The sequence below is a fragment of the Bacillus sp. S/N-304-OC-R1 genome, assembly GCF_019749375.1.
Classification (GTDB): domain Bacteria; phylum Bacillota; class Bacilli; order Bacillales; family Cytobacillaceae; genus Cytobacillus.
The window spans coordinates 466,471-484,728 of record NZ_JACWFE010000001.1; the positions used below are offsets into that span (position 1 = coordinate 466,471).

An 18,258-nucleotide genomic window follows, 5' to 3' on the forward strand; every position below is an offset into this window, starting at 1 on the left:
CAACGTATATCATTGCAAAATCCGACCCTCTTCTTATTGGAATTAAGCTAAATGGCTATAATTACTTTTTACCACATCAGCACATCTTGTGCATAATGTTTTAAATTCTTCTACTTGCCCTACTTCAGGTGTAACAATCCAGCAGCGTTCACAAGTTTCACCTTCTGCTTTTGAAACAACAATCGCTGTATTTTCAAATTTCAGAGCATTTTCAGGTGCATCTTCATATTTTCCGGCTACTTCAAATCCTGATACAATAAAGAGCTGATTTACATTCTCTTCAATGGAATGGAGTAAGCTTTTAGCTTTATCATCTACATACATTGTTACTTTTGCAGTTAATGATTTTCCGATCACTTTCTCATTACGTGCCTCTTCAAGTGCTTTTAACACATCATCACGAAGCTTCATAAATGCTGTCCATTTTTCTTCAATTGCCTTTGCATTTGGCAGTTCTTGATACTCAGGCATATCTGTTAGCTGTACACTTTCTTCTTTAACTGAAGGAATAAAGCTCCATACTTCATCTGCAGTGTGTGAAAGAATTGGTGCAACTAATTTAGTTAATGCTGTTAAACATTCATAAAGAACTGTTTGAATTGCACGGCGGTCCGGATGTTCCTTGCCTTCGATGTAAAGAATATCTTTGGCAAAATCAAGATAGAATGCACTTAAATCAAGTGTACAGAAATTATTTACAGCATGGTAAATGCCTGCAAATTCATAGCTATCATAATCCTTACGAACAGACTTAATAAGTTTATTCAGCTTCACAAGCATAAATTGATCTACTTCTCGTAAATGATCGAAAGAAATTGCATCTGTATTTGGATTAAAATCAGCTAAGTTCCCTAATAAGAATCGGAAAGTGTTTCTAATTTTTCGATATACTTCGGTTACTTGCTTAAGAATGGCATCAGATACACGAACATCAGCTTGATAGTCAACTGAAGCTACCCATAGTCGTAAAATATCTGCACCTAGCTGGTTCATAACTTTTGCTGGTACAACCACATTTCCGAGTGACTTACTCATCTTTCTTCCATCACCATCTAGAACAAATCCATGGCTTAGAATTCCTTTGTAAGGTGCTTTTCCAGTCACAGCGACTGCTGTTGAAAGTGATGAGTTAAACCATCCACGGTATTGGTCTGATCCTTCTAAATAAAGATCAGCTGGTCTTTGCAGATCATCACGCTCTAATAAAACTGCCTGATGTGATGAGCCAGAGTCAAACCAAACATCCATGATATCTGTTTCTTTTGTAAATTTGCCGTTTGGACTGCTAGGATGTGTAAAGCCTTCAGGCAGTAAAGCTTTTGCTTCTCTTTCAAACCAAATGTTTGAACCATGCTCACGGAATAATTTAGATACATGATCGATCGTTTCATCCGTAATAATTGGATCTCCATTCTCAGCATAAAATACCGGAATCGGCACACCCCATGCACGCTGACGTGAAATACACCAATCTCCGCGATCACGAACCATGTTATATAGTCTTGTTTCACCCCATGCAGGGACAAACTTCGTTTCATTAATTGCATTTAAAAGTTCTTGGCGGAAATCGCTAATGGAAGCAAACCATTGTGCAGTCGCACGGTAAATTACCGGTTTCTTCGTTCTCCAATCATGCGGATAGGAGTGAGTAATGAATGTAAGCTTTAATAGTGCTCCAGCTTCTTCTAATTTTTCTGTTATCGGCTTGTTAGCTTCATCGTAAAATAACCCTTCAAAGCCAACAGCTTCGTTTGTCATATATCCTCGATCATCAACAGGACAAAGTACGTCAAGCCCATATTTTTGACCAACATAGAAGTCATCTTCACCATGTCCAGGAGCTGTATGAACACATCCAGTACCGGCATCAATAGTAACATGCTCTCCTAAAACTACTAAAGACTCACGGCCATAAAGTGGATGAACAGCAATAATATTCTCAAGCTCAGTCCCTTGTACAGTTTTTACAACACGAGGATTTTTCCATCCTACTTCTTTTGTAACGGCAGCTAGTAGTTCTTCGGCTACTACATATTTTTGATCCTCTTCTTCAACAACTACGTACTTAAGATCTGGATGAACTGCAATTCCTAGGTTTGCAGGAATAGTCCATGGTGTAGTTGTCCAAATAACGATTTGGGTATCTTTATCAAGTACTTCCTTTCCATCTACAACTTTGAAGCCAACATAGATAGACGGAGAACGCTTATCTTTATATTCAATTTCTGCTTCTGCTAACGCTGATTCAGAAGATGGAGACCAATATACAGGCTTTAAACCTTTATAAATATAGCCTTTTTTAGCCATTTCCCCAAATACTTTAATTTGTTGTGCTTCATATTCAGGCTTTAATGTAATATATGGGGTTTCCCAATCCCCTCTTACACCAAGACGCTTAAATTGAGTACGCTGGCTGTCAATTTGTTCATAAGCATACTGTTCACAAAGCTTACGAAATTCGGCAACAGTCATTTCTTTGCGTTTTACCCCTTTATTAGTTAACGCCTGTTCAATTGGAAGACCATGAGTATCCCATCCAGGTACATACGGAGCGTTGTAACCGCTCATCGACTTTTGGCGGACGATGAAGTCTTTAAGAATTTTATTTAAAGCGTGACCTATGTGAATATCGCCGTTAGCATATGGAGGTCCATCATGCAGGACAAACATTGGACGTCCTTTCGTACGTTCTTGAACTTTTTCATAAATATCCATTTCTGCCCACTTAGCCTGAATTTCAGGTTCACGGCTTGGCAAGTTACCTCGCATTGGAAAATCAGTTTGAGGCATTAATAAAGTATCTTTGAATTCCATTTTCATTTCCTCCCGTAGCTTTTACTAGCACCATGATTACCATTTATCCTGTTATTAAAACAAACTAAAAGTTTAGGACAAATAAAAAAACCCTCTCATCCCAAAAAAGGGACGAGAAGGTTTTATCTCCCGCGGTACCACCCTTGTAGATAGAAAAACTCATATTTTTCTATCCGCTCTAAACATTCTTAACGTGAATGATTCGCCTTTATCTACTGATCCATTTTGGAGGTTCAACAAGGAACTCAAGGGTGATCTTCCAAATCTCAGCTCATTCCAGGCTTTCACCATCCCCGGATCGCTACATTGCATGACTGCATTGATTCTAAGCTTTATGAAATTTGTACTGTCCCTATCACAGTTAGTATTCCTAATTTATATTCTTTTAAAGATTATATGCGAATTATTCCGATTTCGTCAAGCTAATGAATCTTCTTCTTGAGCGGATTTTAATTCAGTTGCATCAAGCTCATATTGCAGCAGATGATCCCAGTCATCATTATTTAATAAGTCGAGCTGAGCTTCAATTAACATTTTAAATCGAGTTCTGAACACCTTTGATTGTTTCTTTAGTTCTTCTATTTCAAGGGCAATTTTTCTTGCCTTTGATAGCGACTCATTTACAATACGATCTGCATTTTTTTCAGCTTCTTTAATAATCAGCTTTGCTTCTTTTTGCGCATTTCGTTTAACTTCCTCTGCCGCTTCCTGCGCTACAATGATTGATTTATTTAATGTTTCTTCAATTGTGGTAAAATGGCCAATACGTTCATTTTGATCATTTAGTTTTTCTTCTAACTCTTTTTTCTCCCTGATTAGAATTTCATAATCTTTTATAACTTGGTCAAGAAATTCATTTACTTCATCCTCATCATAACCTCGGAATCCTTTGCTGAATTCTTTATTATGAATATCTAACGGTGTTAATGGCATCTTGGCCACCTCCCAAATTCAGTAGTAATCGTTATGTATTCCTATTAATACTATAAACATCAATTCGACAACTTGCATCAAATTCCTGCAATTTTAATAATTATTTTTGTTTTCCAGCTGTTATTTTCCACTTGTCTTTTTTTGTCTTTCCATCTAGCGACATAATTTTCATACGCCCATATCCCCTAACAGAGATCATATCACTTTCCCTTACTTCAAAAGCAGGATTTTCAATTGTAGCCCAGTTTACTTTGGCATGTCCATGCTGAATAAGAGCTTGGGATTTTTGCCTTGAAATATTGTAAACAGCAGACATAACTGTATCAAGCCTCAGTGATGAGGCAGTAACAGATAATTCAACCCAATCTTCCTGAGGCTCAATAGCCTTTTCTAGGGGCAGCCTCTCTAAGCTAACGGAAGCTCTTCCAATAGAATCCAATTGAGCAACAATATACTGATCAATATCTCCAGTTGCTAAAAACTGAATACTATCTTCATGAAAAAGAATATCTCCGAATTTACCTCTTCTTAATCCTAGAGACATAAGGCTGCCTAATACTTGTGGATGTTCTATGGTGACAAACTTATGAGGATATTTTATTTCGAAAAGACAAATATGAAAGTCATCATTTTCGCATTGAAAATATTCAGGATAAAGCAGTGCACGTTTTCGTTCAGCATGCTGAAAACCACCAAACAATTTGAAATTTACATCACCATTGTTTCCAATAATTTGTTTAACAATTTCCTGTTCCCTTGGATCAAGAAAATCTGTAAGCTTTGGGGAATATGTGTCTTCAACAAAATGTTTCCATTGCAATACAGAATCGATAAATTCCTTTTCTTCTGGACGGAAATGCTGATAAATCGACATCTGTTATTTTCTCCTTTTTATAGTGCCAATTTTATCATTTAAATCGAAAACAAAAAGGGCTTTAGTTAAGCCCATTTGTAAATAAATTATGCTATCCAATGGAACAACTGCACTAATCCGCTTGATGCAAAACGAAGAACAAAAATAGCAACAATCGGGGATATATCAATCATTCCAAGGGGAGGAATAATTTTTCTAAACGGCTCTAAATACGGTTCACAAATCCTTCCTAAGAATTGTCCAATTCCAGACTCTCTTGCATTTGGGAACCAGGACAATAATATGTAAATAATTAATGCCCATGAATAGTAGTAGATTAAAGATGTCAATACACTAAGTAAAAGGCCCATTAAATATTACCACCTCGAATTTTCATAATCAGTTTCTTGCATAATTTGCGAAATATTACCTGATACCTCGATATTATCAGGTGTGCATAAGAAGATATCAGTTCCGATTTTCTGGATATCTCCTCCAATGGCATATACAGTTCCGCTCAGAAAATCAACAATTCTCTTTGCTTGATCCCGGTCAATTCTTTGAAGGTTTACTACTACTGCTCTTCTGTTTTTTAATTGATCTGCAATATCCTGGGCCTCAGCATAAACACGCGGTTCAATCAACACTACTTTTGAGGACTTTTGAACACTTTGTAGACTGACTATATTATTCTTTTGTACTTGCTGCTGTTTTTGAGTTTGAGTCTGTTTTGGCTGTTCAGGTTCTTCTTCAATGTATTCCTCTTCCCTATCATCATATTCATCGTCAAGGAAGAAAAAAGTTTTGAACTTGGATTTTATACTCATTCTATTAAACCTCCTTTTCCTCATTTCCTACTAGCGCTGTGCCTATACGAATCATGGTTGCGCCTTCCTCGATTGCAATCTCATAATCATTTGACATTCCCATTGAAAGTTCCTCGCAAGGTGCATATTCTAATTCCAGCTTCTGTATCATTGTCTGAAGATCTTTAAGTTTTCGAAAACAAGATCTTAAAACACTTTCATCTGAAGTAAATGGAGCCATCGTCATTAATCCGCTTATACGTATATTAGAAAACTGACTAAGCTCAGCGATAAAGTCATTTAATTGCTCCGGCTCAACGCCCTGTTTCGAATCTTCTCCCGAAACATTTACTTGTACAAAGCAATTAATCTGCTTTGTTGCACGTTTATTAATTTCTTTGGCAAGAGAAAGTCTATCCAACGAATGGATATAATCTACTTTATCAATAATATTTTTCACTTTTCTTGTTTGTAATGTCCCAATGAAATGCCATACCGGCTTGTCCCCAATTACTTCCCATTTTTTAAGGAGCCCTTCATCACGATTTTCCCCTAAATGGACAATACCTGCCTGAAGAGCTTCCTGGGCACGCTCTGTTGAAACATATTTTGTAACAGCAATAACTTTTATTTCTTCGGAATTTCGATTTGCTCTTTGCGAAGCATTATCTATATTCAGTTGAATTGTTTTTAAATTATCAATTACCTTCATATAAAACTAAAGATCCTCCTTCCAGCCGATAAAACTCATCATTCTTCCAGTTTTCCCTTTATCTCGTCGGTGTGAAAAGAAATGATCATTTTCGCAGCTGGTGCATAGATTTGTTACACTTATGTTTTTCTCCAAAACACCTGACTTTAATAGGATGGATTTGTTAAATTGTTTTAAGTCAAGATGATATTGATTCTCTTCTATTAGAGTATAAGGCTTTTCTAGACTGTCAGCCACTTTCAAATCAATTTGTGAAATAACTTTATTATCAACAATATAGCATTTTCCGCAAATAGATGGTCCAATAACGACATGCAGATCTTCAGCCTTCATGCCTTCTTTTTTATATACATCAACCATTTCCCTGGCAATTCCGTTTACTGTTCCCTTCCATCCTGCATGTGCTGCTCCTATTGCGCCGGTTTCCATATGACAAAAATATAGAGGAACACAATCAGCAAAACATAAGGTTAATAACAGTCCCTTATCAGTTGTGAAAAAACCATCGGTTGCTCGGAAGGCTTCGTCATAAATTAATGAACCCTTACCGCCATCTCTTATGGTTACCTTTTCTATTTGAATTTGATGTGTTTGCTCAGCGCCGGTCCAACTATGGAGGGGAAAGCCTAGACTTTCAGCCATATGCTTCCGGTTTTTGTGTACTGTTTCCAGCGAATCATTTACATGGAGACCTAGATTCATTGAAGAGAAATCTCCCTCACTAAAACCTCCAGCTTTCGTTGTAAAGCCGGCAACTAACCGAGGAAACTTTTCAGCCCATTGTTCAATGACAAAATACTCGTTTTTTTTCAAAATAAATGGTTCCATTCACAAAACCCCATTGTCTGTCTAGCTCCAGCATCCACCCCCGACGTACAGGATGTACTAGTGTCGACAATGCGACAGAACGTCGCGTTCTTGTCGACCTCGAGGTCACAAGCCATGCCTTCATGAAAGGTAAAGAACACCTTTCCCGAAGGCTTGACTTGTGCTTGTCGGGGGTGGGCAAGGTACTTCCGCTTTTCTTAGTTTTCTATAGTTTACCATAGTCTAGCCGCACTTCACAGTTAAAAAGTGCTTATTTACTCATCTTCATCGACATCTTTCATCATGTTTCCGCTTTGATAGCGAACTAGGATTACATCTTCGCCTATTTTCAATATATTCTTCCATGGAATGACGATGTCTTCATCACGCCCAAAAAAGCCTAGTACTTTCCCAGTTCCACCTATGATGACAGCATTAATTTTTCCATTTGAAATATTTATATCAATATCTCCAACGTTTCCAAGTTTTTTTCCATTAGAAACATTGATGACATCCTTCATTTGGAAATCTGATATTCTAATCATGTCCTCACACTCCCGTCAATTCGCCTCTTAATAGACTATATGACTATTCATGATAAATTATTGTTAACTTTAGTAGAAAATAACACAGGGGATCTTACTAAAAAGAATAAGCTGCCAAAAATGGCAGCTTAGCTTTGAATGTTTTTATTCATTTGTTTAATAGCAGCCTTCTCAAGTCTTGATACTTGAGCTTGTGAAATTCCGATTTCTTCGGCAACTTCCATTTGGGTTTTTCCTTGAAAAAAGCGTTTTCGCAAAATAAGCTTTTCGCGATCGTTTAGCCTTCTCATTCCTTCTTTCAAGGCTATTTCTTCAATCCATTGAATATCCTTATTCTTCTCATCACTTAATTGATCCATTACATAAATTGGATCTCCTCCATCATTATAGATGGGTTCAAACAAGGATACAGGGTCTTGAATTGCATCTAAAGCAAATACAATTTCCTCATGTGGTACATCAAGCTCTTTCGCGATTTCAACAGCTGTCGGCTCTCGCGATGTTTTACTCATTAGACGTTCTCTAACCTGTAGTGCTTTATAGGCAATATCCCTAAGTGAACGAGAGACACGAATTGGATTATTATCGCGCAAATATCTCCTAATTTCGCCTATTATCATTGGGACAGCGTAGGTGGAAAACTTCACGTTTTGACTTAAATCAAAATTATCAATAGACTTCATTAGACCGATACATCCGACCTGGAATAGGTCATCAACATATTCTCCCCTATTATTAAAGCGCTGGATAACGCTTAGAACGAGACGAAGATTCCCGTTGACGAGTTTTTCCCGAGCGGTTATATCACCCATATGCATTTGCTTGAAGAGCTCTCTCATTTCTTCGTTTTTCAAAACTGGAAGCTTTGATGTATCAACACCGCAAATTTCTACCTTATTTCGAGTCAATTCTTTTCCCTCCTCACAGGAGCTGCTGTACAAAAAACAGTATTTCCTAGAGAAGGAAAAATATGCACGATCAAACTTTCACCCCAAACACAAAAATTGGGAAAACTCATTGAATTCAAGGTTCATTTCAAAAAAAATTTTTATAAAAATATTTTTTTGAAATAATAATAAATATAGCACTACACCATTTTGTTAAATTCCTTTTTCAATCTTTTAATAATTCTTTTTTCTAGTCTGGAAATATAAGATTGGGAAATGCCTAGCATGTCTGCTACATCCTTTTGAGTTTTTTCCTCACCAGTACCAAGACCGAATCGAAGCTCCATAATTTGCTTTTCCCGATCTGACAACTGATGCAGTGCCTTTGAAAGCAGTTTTTTATCTACATTCGCTTCAAGGTCCTTCGTAATAATATCTTCTTCTGTCCCGAGCACATCGGATAGGAGCAATTCATTTCCATCCCAATCAATATTTAACGGCTCATCAAATGACACTTCTGAGCGGATTTTATTATTCCTTCTTAGATACATTAATATTTCATTTTCAATACATCTCGAAGCATATGTAGCTAGCTTAATCTTTTTCTCTGGATTGAAAGTATTAACAGCTTTAATAAGTCCAATTGTTCCAATGCTTATTAAATCCTCGATATTTATTCCAGTGTTTTCAAATTTCCGTGCAATATAAACGACAAGTCTCAAGTTTCTTTCAATCAAAATCGATCTCGCTGCTTTATCCCCATTAGGCAGTTTTTCTAATAAAAGCTCCTCTTCTTCTTTACTAAGGGGAGGAGGCAGTGCTTCACTTCCACCAATATAAAATACTTCATCCGTTTTGAGTCCAAGTTTGATTAATAGCTTATACCAATAGTATGATAAGCGAAGTTTTAAGCGATTCATGAGATATCCTCCTCCTAAAAGTTATCTGATTAATCCAATTTTGCTACCATATAATCTTTGAATTAATATGCTATGCATGCTTTACATTGGCTACAGAACTTACCTTTTTCGTCGCAGTCAGCATTTTTGGATGAACTATGCATTGGAAAGCATCGTCTGCTGAAAGCTGCTGCATTGAAAATGAGACAAGACCTTTATCCGCGTATGTTTGTACATTATCTTTTTCCAAAATAATTTGGTCAGGCTTTATAGCAATGATTAATTGGTGATCTTGTCCAACGACTTTGCAAGGAACAATCCTCATTTTATTCTCCCATTCTGGTGAAATAGAGGCTTCTCCTAGAATAATACTCTCTGGATTTCGAGCCATTTTCACAATGTCTTCCGAAAATTCCGCTTCTCTATCTTTAATCGAAATAAACATGACAGGCATCTTTGTAATTGGATCATATAGCTGGTTTCCGCTGTCAATTAGCCCATTAAAATTAAACACCTCACCATTTATTGACACGATTACTTTAATTAATGAATCATATTGAATTTTTGTCATTTCCAAACTATCCATATGGCGTTTAGAGAAATGCCAAGCTAATGGGAAACCTAGGAGGACAAATAACCAGCTAATCGGGTCACCAAACCCATTTACACTCGCTAGCATAACTGATGATGAAAGCTGAAAATCAAATTTAATAAAATAATGCACACCAATCAGCGTTCCCCCAATAAGAAAGGTTGTTAAATAAAAAGTCATTAAACCTTTAATAAAATATCTAAATCTTTTAAACCCGAATACCGCTAAAACCATTAATATAGAAAATAAAAGCTTTGCAAAGGGATGTGATGAGAACGTACTCAATGGTGTTAAGGATAACAAAATGATGCTGGATCCAATCAGTCCCCCAACAAAAAGTCTCCAAAGCTTTATATCTCTTTTTAATAAAATGGCTGTCAAATATAGAAGAAGGCTATCAAATAATAAATTCAATGCCCAAATAATATCTAAATAAACCTCCAATCTCCTTCCTCCTTATAGATTGGTAGGAACAAAAATATGACGCCTATTAATCTTTTAAAAAAAGTATAACGTACCCTCTGACAGAAAGTGTGTCACTTTCTGTAATCAAAACGATAGAAATTTTCACTATTCCTTTCGGATTTTGTCATTATTTATCATTTCACAAATTATTCACTTTTCCCCTAAAAACAAGTGATTCAAATCACACTTATTGAGTTTTTATTTCACTATAATTACGTTGAAAATAGAACAAAGGGGAAATGAAATATGTTAGATAGACAAACAATCGAAATTATAAAAAGTACCGTACCTGTTCTTGAGCAACATGGAGAAGACATTACAAAAAAATTCTATGAATTATTGTTCAACAACCATCCAGAACTATTGAATATTTTTAATCACGCAAATCAAAAACAAGGAAGACAGCAAAAGGCTCTTGCAAACACTGTATATGCAGCAGCTAAATATATTGATCAGCTAGAAGTTATTATTCCTGCTGTAAAACAAATTGCTCATAAACACCGCTCATTAGGCATCTTGCCTGAACATTATCCAATCGTTGGCGAACATTTGCTTTTAGCTATAAAAGCTGTATTAGGAGAAGCAGCAACCGATGAAATCATAGAAGCATGGGGTAATGCTTATGGAGTAATTGCAGATGCATTTATCAATACAGAAAAAGCTTTATATGATAAGGCTGGACAGCAGGAAGGCGGCTGGATAGATTACAGGGAATTTATTGTAGAAAAGGTAATTAAAGAAAGTAATGTCATTACATCTTTTTACTTTAAGCCAGTTGACGGAAACCCAATTGCGGATTTTATTCCCGGTCAATACATTAGCGTTAGATTAAAAGATATTCCTAATGAGCAATACAATCATATTCGTCAATATAGCCTTTCACAGTCTCTAGATAAATCTGTTTATCGAATTTCAGTAAAAAAAGAAGATTCTTTAGAAAATAAACCTGCAGGTATTGTTTCTACCTACTTGCACAATCATGTCAAATCGGGTGATATTGTTGAAATTAGCGCACCTGCTGGTGATTTTGTTTTAGAGAATCATCCAACTCAAGCAACTGTACTCCTTAGTGGTGGAGTTGGAATCACACCAATGCTATGTATGCTTCATGAATTGGCCAGTAAAAACCAAGAAACTACGTTTATTCACTCTGCAGTTAACGGAAATGTACATGCGTTTGCGGACGAAGTAAAGCAAGTGACAAAGAATAACCCATTAGTAAAAAGCTATTACTGTTATGCACAACCAACTGAGCTTGATAAAGAAATGGGAGCGTTTGATAAGGAAGGCTACATTACAGCAGAATGGCTAAAAGAAGTAATTAACAGCAAAGATGCAATTGTTTATATGTGTGGACCTGTTAGCTTTATGCAAGCTATGTATGAAGCATTACTGGAAGCTGGAATTAAAAAGGAAAACATTCGTTATGAATTCTTTGGACCTGCAATGCAATTAAAAGAACCTCAAAACATATAGAAATAATACATTAAAATAAGGCATGCTCCAAAACTTGGAGCATGCCTTTCATTATATTATTATCTTCTGCGATTTCGGTTTCGTAAGAATGTTGGAATGTCTAGAGCATCATCAGATTGCTGACTATAGTTATTTCTAACTGGTTCATGAGGTACTTCTTCACGCTTTGGCTGCTCACGCTTAATTGTATTCATTACTGGCTTTGGCTGCCCAAATGCTGGTCTAGTCGGTTTCGGCTGAATGATTTCTTCGTTAAAACCTGTTGCAATAACCGTAACAACAATTTCATCATTTAGGTTTTCGTTAATAACTGAACCAAAAATCATATTAACATCTTGGTCAGAAGCAGTTGCAACAATATCTGCTGCTTCTTGTACTTCATATAGACTTAAATTTGTTCCTCCTGTGATGTTCATTAACACACCTTGTGCTCCATCAATGGATGTTTCTAATAATGGAGAGGAGATTGCTTTCTTTGCTGCTTCAGCTGCTCGGTTTTCACCTGTAGCGACCCCAATTCCCATTAATGCGGAGCCTTTGCTGGACATAATTGTTTTCACATCAGCGAAGTCAAGATTAATTAATCCTGGCACTGCAATTAAGTCAGAGATACCTTGTACCCCTTGACGAAGAACATTGTCTGCTTCACGGAAAGCTTCAAGCATAGGAGTACTTTTATCAACAATTTCTAATAAGCGATCATTTGGAATAACAATTAATGTATCAACAGCTTCTTTCATAGAAGCAATTCCACCTGCAGCTTGTGTAGAACGTTTACGCCCTTCAAATGTAAATGGACGTGTAACAACTCCAACTGTTAATGCACCAAGATCTCTCGCAATCTGAGCAATGACAGGCGCAGCACCTGTTCCGGTTCCTCCACCCATTCCAGCTGTAACGAAGACCATATCAGCCCCTCTTAGAGCTTCTTCAATCTGCTCCTTACTTTCCTCTGCAGCTTTTTTCCCAACCTCTGGATTTGCACCTGCTCCTAATCCACGGGTTAGCTTGCCGCCAATTTGCATCTTAACTTCTGCCTTTGATAAATTTAAGGCTTGGGCATCTGTATTTACAGCAATAAATTCTACACCTTGTACACCATGTTCAATCATTCGGTTAACCGCGTTGTTACCGCCGCCGCCAACGCCGATGACTTTTATCGTTGCCAATGAATCTAAATTAGTATCAAATTCTAACATGACAAATCCTCCTAATTCGTCGATATCCCAAAGAATACCCTTTTTCGAATAGCAATCAATTCACATTTAGAGCTAATTTCTATTCGAAAAAGTATCCGAGGAACTTCTTCACTCTTGATGTTATTTTTTCTTCCGGTTGTTTTTCCGGCTTTTTTGGTTGCGGTTGTTTTGGAACGCGCTTTTCTTTTACTTCTTGTGCATGGACTGGAGCCCCTGCACCTACTGTCATTTTTCGTCCTTGAATCTTAGCATTTTTATAAGCAAATTTAATTAATCCTACTGCAGTTGTAAATTGTGGTTCTCTTACACCAATATAATCTGGAATAGCAATTCGTACTCGATTTTGGAAGATGACCTGAGCTAATTCCAGAATACCTTGTGTATTAGCAACTCCTCCAGTTAGCACATATCCACCAGGTAGGTCTTGGGAACCTAACCTTCTTACTTCGTTCTGAATTAAATCAAAGATTTCTTCCATTCTAGCCTCAATAATATCGGAAATCTCCAGCTGATTAAATTGCTGATGCTGATCACTGCCTATAATCGGTACACTGAAGACTTCTTCTTCTGAAGCATGGTCATAGAATGCATACCCATATTTAATTTTTATCTTTTCAGCATCCTCAGTAGATGTACGGAGTCCGATAGATAAATCTTTTGTAATATGGTCTCCTCCCACCGGCAGAACACTTGCAGCCTTTAAATTACCCTGTTCAAATATGGCAATTGTAGTTGAACCTCCTCCAATATCAACGAGGGCTACACCAAGATTCTTTTCATCCTTTGACAAGGCATAGGCACCAGCTGCAAGAGGCTGCAGAGTAATATCAATAATCTCAAGCCCTGCTCGTTCAACACAACGTAAGGAATTATGTAAAATTGTCTTTGATCCCGTTATTATAGTCCCTTCCACTTCAAGACGGACCCCTATCATTCCACGAGGATCGCTAATTTCATCTAATCCGTCCACAATAAATTGTTTTGGAATGACATCAATAATATCTCTTTCCGGCGGAATAGAAACCACTTGGGCTGCATCAATGACTCTAGCTACATCATCATCTGTAATCTCCCTGTTTTCACTTGAAACAGCCACTACTCCATGACAAGGCTGGAGCATAACATGATTGCCAGTGATGCCAACTATAACACTCGTAATTTCCATTCCTATCATTCTTTCAGCTTGTTCAATTGCCTTTTTAATTGAATGAACGGTTTCATCTATATCAACAATGGCACCCTTTTTAAGGCCCTCAGATTGCACACTGCCGACACCAATAATATTTAAAGAGTCATTGACCATTTCCCCTATGATAACTTTAACGCTGGATGTACCGATGTCAAGACTTACATATATTTCATTGTTGTTCATTCTCTGGCACCTCCTTTAGCTTGTCCATCTACTAATATTAATTTCAATATTAATTTATTTATATCTTAAATAAATAATTCGACAATACAAATAATTTCCCTTTTTAATATTTAATTTTTTTCTGTTTTTTCTCGATTAGCTGACCATTTTGTCAATAATATTCTTCGAATAACAGCAATATTTTGGAATAATCTGACCCCAAATGCAAAAACTGCCGCTAAATATAAGTCTACACCAAGATGGACACCTAGAAAAGCCAAACTTGCAGCAAGTAATATATTAAAAAAGAACCCGGAAACAAACACCTTTTCATCATAAATATTTTGAAGCTGAGCTCTTATTCCTCCGAATAATGTATCAAGAGCTGCAAGTACTGCTATTGATAAGTAATTCGAATATTCATCAGGAATTTTTATTTCTGTAAATAAACCAAAAATTACTCCAATTATTAACCCTAGTACAGGAAGCCACATTATGAATTGCCTCCTTTTTCAGAGTTCACAGGCTCCAAATCCCTTACTCTAATGGTATTTTCATAAGCGGGGATCGTAATTAAGCCATCTGGCTTATTAACCTTAACCCTTAAATTATCAATAAAAAATTCATCTGCAGATTTAGATACCTGCATTCTATTAAAAAGTTTTTCTGCTGCTTTTGTATCATCAGCTATAACTTTAATCTCAATTGGCAAGTGGTTAAGAGAATGTCCGTCAATTTTCGTTTCTCCATTAATATCCCTTATAACAGTTGTATTTATTAAGCGCTGTCCGTCAATCGAAATTTGCAAAGCATCATACATGTTTAGTTCATTAACAAGTCTTTTTAGTAAATCGGGCGAAACACTAGTCACTGAGTTCCCAAGTAAAAGTTCCTCATATACTGGCTCAATTGTTAAAATGATTCCATATCCCTGAACCTCTGTTAATCCTGCTTCAGCCTTCAATTCTTCAAGTGTCTCTCGTAAAATTTGTTCTTTGCTTTGTTTGAGTTCAGTTTCATACTTCGCTATTTTTTCTTCATTTGAACGGACTTCACGTAGTAATTTTAGCTGAAGCTCTTTTTCTTTTATAACATCTTCTCTTAGTTCCCATGTGTCACGAGTATCCCGGACTATAGGTTCTTTAACGGTTCGAAATTGTATGGCTATCATAAAGCCAATAACAACTGTAATTAGTGTAAAGCTTATATTTTTCTTGTATTTGTCCACGTTTTACCACCTTACTTTCCAACCTATATTAATTGTGGACGAATTGAATGGAATTACACGCTATTAGCTAACTGCCTAATAAAGGTTCTAAAATAATTTCAGTTTTTTTTTCAAGAGTAAACTGAATGTTATCATTAACTAGTGAATCCTTTACCCCACCCGTTAAATTTAATGCAGAAGCTAATACGTCTGCATCACCAATAGCTGTAATAATGAATGGTGCAGGATGCTGATAGCCATCAATTTCTATAACAGGACCATTGCAGAGAATGTATGAATTATGGGATAACCTTTGCCCGTTTATAGCAATTGCAGAAGCACCTGAAATATATAGTTCGTTTATTACCTTAAACACATGATGTTCATGAACAATATAATTATTAACATTAACTTCTTCTGGATTATAATCTCCGTCAGCCAGAGTTACCTGAACTCCTGGCCCCTTTACCTTAACCTTTCCTAAGTACATTCTGAATTTTTCTGCGTCTTCAGCTAAGTTAAAATAAACGCTGGCCTCTTGTGAGATTTCCTTTTCTATATTACGTACCTTTTCTTGCTTGATATTTAACTCTTTTTGCAAAGATCTATTTTTCTCCTCTAATTCAACTAGCTGATTGCGGAGCTCCAAATCCCTTTCCCATTGTTTTCCGGTTATTGCCGGATTCTTATGTTCAATTTTGGTTTGATGATAGGAAAATGCTACAATGTATCCTAAAACAAGAAAAACTAGAGAAAAAATGACATAGTTACCCGTCATTTTCATTTTCTTCTTCAACCTGTTCAGCTCCCTCTTGTTCATACGCTTTAAAATAAGAGCCGACTTCTAAATCAATAATTCCTTTTTTCGCCGGATCTAACTGGCTAACAATAGAAGGGTAATGAGTCATTTTTTCTGAAAAACTTTGAACTGTTGCACTTACTTCAAATCCATCATTCATAAAAAGTGAGACATGATATGTATCAGTTTTCTTAGGAGTATGATGAATTTCAGAAATCGAATTCAATACCATCTCTGGAAGCTTTTCTAATTCCTTGATCATTTCATTTAGTTCATTACCTTCAGAAAAGCCAATTAGGATAGGAGCATTAGCCGGAATTTCAGATGTCTTACTGCTATTTAGAACTTTACCGTTTTCAAGAACCGGTAAATACGTTTTTTCTTTCATTATGTAAGCAATACGCTTATATTCTTGAATCGAAATTTCAACTGAATTCGGCAATTGAATTTGAACTTTTGCTGATTTAACCTCAGGTAATTTTTCTAGTTTGCCCTGAATATCCTTTTCTTCTACCTTCCAAATATTAATTTCCTTTGAAAGGCCAGTTACGGAAATTAAATCATCTTGGCTGTATATCGTATTGCCTTTAACCTCAATCTTATTTATATGGCTTAATGGAGATTGGAAATAAATGATAAATGAAATCAGTGTAAAGAATAAGAGCAGTAAAAAAATCAATCTTCTATTTGCTTTTCTCCGTCTTTGCTGCTTAAGCTTTGGAATTCGGTCTTCAAGCGAGACAACCTTTCCTTTTTCCACTTCATTCACCTCATTCAACATTAACCTATAATTACTATTAATTATTATTAAATAAGGAAGGCTTGTCCTTTCCATCCCCTTTTGATAACCATTATTAAAAAAGAAAAGAATGTAAAGGGGGAAATATTAATTCCCCATCTATAATTTTTCTCATTTATTTCTTAAAATGATGGACCTTAGTCCCAGAGTATAATTATACCATAATTCATTTGCGATTTACTGATTATTTCCCGTTACTTTCGACCGATTATTTCCACTTCTGTTTCTATTGTTATAGTATATTTTTCATAAATTGCATCTTTAATATACTGAATTAACGCCAATACATCAGCGGCTTTTGCATTTCCGGTATTAACGATAAAATTCCCGTGCATATCCGATACTTTCGCTCCTCCGATCGAAAAGCCTTTTAAACCAGCATCCTCGATTAGCTTGCCTGCATAATTAGGAAGTGGATTCCGGAATATGCTGCCCGCACATGGGAAATTCCATGGTTGAGTTTCTTTTCTATAGTCTTTATTTCGTTGCATTTCAGCAAAAATGGTATCCTTATCCCCTGGCTGAAGTTGGAAGATAGCCTCGATAACAATACCGGGACGTTTTTTCTGTAATACAGAAGTTCTATAAGAAAACTCCATTTCTTCATTTGACAGCCATTCAAGTTTTCCATCCTCAAAAAGTATATGGGCTTTCGTCAAAATCTTAGAAATATCGGAACCATGAGCCCCGGCATTCATATAAACTGCCCCTCCAACTGATCCAGGTATGCCGCTTGCAAATTCAAGCCCTGAAAGTCCTTTTCTGCTAATTTGTGTTGAAAGGCTTACAAGAGAATAACCCCCGCCTACCTTTAACTCTGAACCATTTATTTCCATATGGGATATTCCGGAACCAAGCTTAATGACTGCACCTGCTATCCCTAAGTCTGAAATTAGCAGGTTAGAACCTCTGCCAATGGCTGTCCATTCCATGTTATATTCATACAGAAGCTCAATTGTCTTTACCAAATTATCTACTGATGAAGGCTCTATAAACAAATCGGCTGGCCCGCCAATTTTCATTGTTGTATGATTCGCTAATGGTTCATTTTCTTTCACTTTTCCGATGTTTAACCCATTTAGCTTATTTATTAATTCGTTCATATATACCTCCC

19 protein-coding genes and 1 other annotated feature are annotated in these 18,258 nt (G+C 36.4%); of the genes, 1 reads left to right on the forward strand and 18 read right to left on the reverse strand.

The window, feature by feature from the left end; translation table 11 throughout:
• Window positions 1-42: 42 nt before the first annotated feature.
• The 11 genes from ileS to spoIIGA form a co-directional block, all read right to left on the reverse strand.
• Window positions 43-2,814: an isoleucine--tRNA ligase gene (gene ileS, locus H0173_RS02275; RefSeq protein WP_221844290.1), complete on the reverse strand. Its 2,772-nt coding sequence runs from the start codon at window positions 2,812-2,814 to the stop codon at window positions 43-45.
• Window positions 2,815-2,918: 104 nt separating this feature from the next.
• Window positions 2,919-3,182, reverse strand: a binding site (T-box leader).
• Between the two features lie 49 nt (window positions 3,183-3,231).
• Entirely contained in the window at window positions 3,232-3,747 is a 516-nt protein-coding gene (locus H0173_RS02280) for a DivIVA domain-containing protein (RefSeq protein ID WP_221844291.1), read from the reverse strand.
• Window positions 3,748-3,847: 100 nt separating this feature from the next.
• Window positions 3,848-4,621, reverse strand: coding sequence for a YlmH family RNA-binding protein (locus H0173_RS02285; protein WP_221844292.1), 774 nt, complete (start codon window positions 4,619-4,621; stop codon window positions 3,848-3,850).
• 86 nt (window positions 4,622-4,707) lie between these two features.
• Entirely contained in the window at window positions 4,708-4,971 is a 264-nt protein-coding gene (locus tag H0173_RS02290; protein ID WP_221844293.1) for a YggT family protein, read from the reverse strand.
• 6 nt (window positions 4,972-4,977) lie between these two features.
• Complete coding sequence (locus H0173_RS02295; protein WP_221844294.1) at window positions 4,978-5,427, reverse strand: cell division protein SepF; 450 nt, start codon at window positions 5,425-5,427, stop codon at window positions 4,978-4,980.
• 4 nt (window positions 5,428-5,431) lie between these two features.
• Window positions 5,432-6,118, reverse strand: coding sequence for a YggS family pyridoxal phosphate-dependent enzyme (locus H0173_RS02300; protein WP_221844295.1), 687 nt, complete (start codon window positions 6,116-6,118; stop codon window positions 5,432-5,434).
• A gap of 6 nt (window positions 6,119-6,124) precedes the next feature.
• Window positions 6,125-6,946, reverse strand: a complete 822-nt coding sequence (gene pgeF, locus H0173_RS02305; RefSeq protein WP_221844296.1) for a peptidoglycan editing factor PgeF — start codon at window positions 6,944-6,946, stop codon at window positions 6,125-6,127.
• 254 nt (window positions 6,947-7,200) lie between these two features.
• On the reverse strand, window positions 7,201-7,470 hold the full coding sequence (locus tag H0173_RS02310; RefSeq protein WP_221844297.1) for a YlmC/YmxH family sporulation protein: 270 nt from the start codon (window positions 7,468-7,470) through the stop codon (window positions 7,201-7,203).
• Window positions 7,471-7,598: 128 nt separating this feature from the next.
• Window positions 7,599-8,378 (reverse strand): RNA polymerase sporulation sigma factor SigG, encoded by a 780-nt coding sequence (gene sigG, locus H0173_RS02315; protein WP_221844298.1) that lies wholly within the window; start codon window positions 8,376-8,378, stop codon window positions 7,599-7,601.
• A 179-nt stretch (window positions 8,379-8,557) separates the two neighbouring features.
• On the reverse strand, window positions 8,558-9,277 hold the full coding sequence (sigE, locus tag H0173_RS02320; protein ID WP_221844299.1) for an RNA polymerase sporulation sigma factor SigE: 720 nt from the start codon (window positions 9,275-9,277) through the stop codon (window positions 8,558-8,560).
• A gap of 70 nt (window positions 9,278-9,347) precedes the next feature.
• On the reverse strand, window positions 9,348-10,292 hold the full coding sequence (gene spoIIGA / locus H0173_RS02325) for a sigma-E processing peptidase SpoIIGA (RefSeq protein WP_221844300.1): 945 nt from the start codon (window positions 10,290-10,292) through the stop codon (window positions 9,348-9,350).
• Between the two features lie 267 nt (window positions 10,293-10,559).
• Between spoIIGA and hmpA the strand changes: the two genes are divergently transcribed.
• On the forward strand, window positions 10,560-11,789 hold the full coding sequence (gene hmpA, locus H0173_RS02330) for an NO-inducible flavohemoprotein (protein ID WP_221844301.1): 1,230 nt from the start codon (window positions 10,560-10,562) through the stop codon (window positions 11,787-11,789).
• Between the two features lie 59 nt (window positions 11,790-11,848).
• On the opposite strand, the gene ftsZ is transcribed toward hmpA, so the two are convergent.
• The 7 genes from ftsZ to murB all read right to left on the reverse strand — a co-directional run bounded on the left by ftsZ (window position 11,849) and on the right by murB (window position 18,247).
• Window positions 11,849-12,988, reverse strand: coding sequence for a cell division protein FtsZ (ftsZ, locus tag H0173_RS02335; protein WP_221844302.1), 1,140 nt, complete (start codon window positions 12,986-12,988; stop codon window positions 11,849-11,851).
• 79 nt (window positions 12,989-13,067) lie between these two features.
• Window positions 13,068-14,360: a cell division protein FtsA gene (gene ftsA, locus H0173_RS02340; RefSeq protein WP_221844303.1), complete on the reverse strand. Its 1,293-nt coding sequence runs from the start codon at window positions 14,358-14,360 to the stop codon at window positions 13,068-13,070.
• A 110-nt stretch (window positions 14,361-14,470) separates the two neighbouring features.
• Window positions 14,471-14,833 (reverse strand): small basic family protein, encoded by a 363-nt coding sequence (locus tag H0173_RS02345; RefSeq protein ID WP_221844304.1) that lies wholly within the window; start codon window positions 14,831-14,833, stop codon window positions 14,471-14,473.
• The gene (locus H0173_RS02350) at window positions 14,833-15,567 is read right to left on the reverse strand and encodes a DUF881 domain-containing protein (RefSeq protein WP_221844305.1); all 735 of its coding nucleotides are present in this window, start codon (window positions 15,565-15,567) and stop codon (window positions 14,833-14,835) included. The genes H0173_RS02345 and H0173_RS02350 overlap by 1 nt, the downstream gene beginning before the upstream one ends.
• A 67-nt stretch (window positions 15,568-15,634) precedes the next feature.
• Window positions 15,635-16,366 carry a DUF881 domain-containing protein gene (locus H0173_RS02355; protein WP_221844306.1) on the reverse strand — a complete coding sequence of 244 codons (732 nt, stop codon included), beginning with the start codon at window positions 16,364-16,366 and terminating at the stop codon, window positions 15,635-15,637.
• Window positions 16,314-17,105 carry a cell division protein FtsQ/DivIB gene (locus tag H0173_RS02360; RefSeq protein ID WP_221844307.1) on the reverse strand — a complete coding sequence of 264 codons (792 nt, stop codon included), beginning with the start codon at window positions 17,103-17,105 and terminating at the stop codon, window positions 16,314-16,316. The genes H0173_RS02355 and H0173_RS02360 overlap by 53 nt, the downstream gene beginning before the upstream one ends.
• A 233-nt stretch (window positions 17,106-17,338) precedes the next feature.
• A complete protein-coding gene (murB, locus tag H0173_RS02365; protein WP_221844308.1) occupies window positions 17,339-18,247 on the reverse strand; it encodes a UDP-N-acetylmuramate dehydrogenase in 909 nt (302 codons plus the stop codon).
• Window positions 18,248-18,258 lie beyond the last annotated feature (11 nt).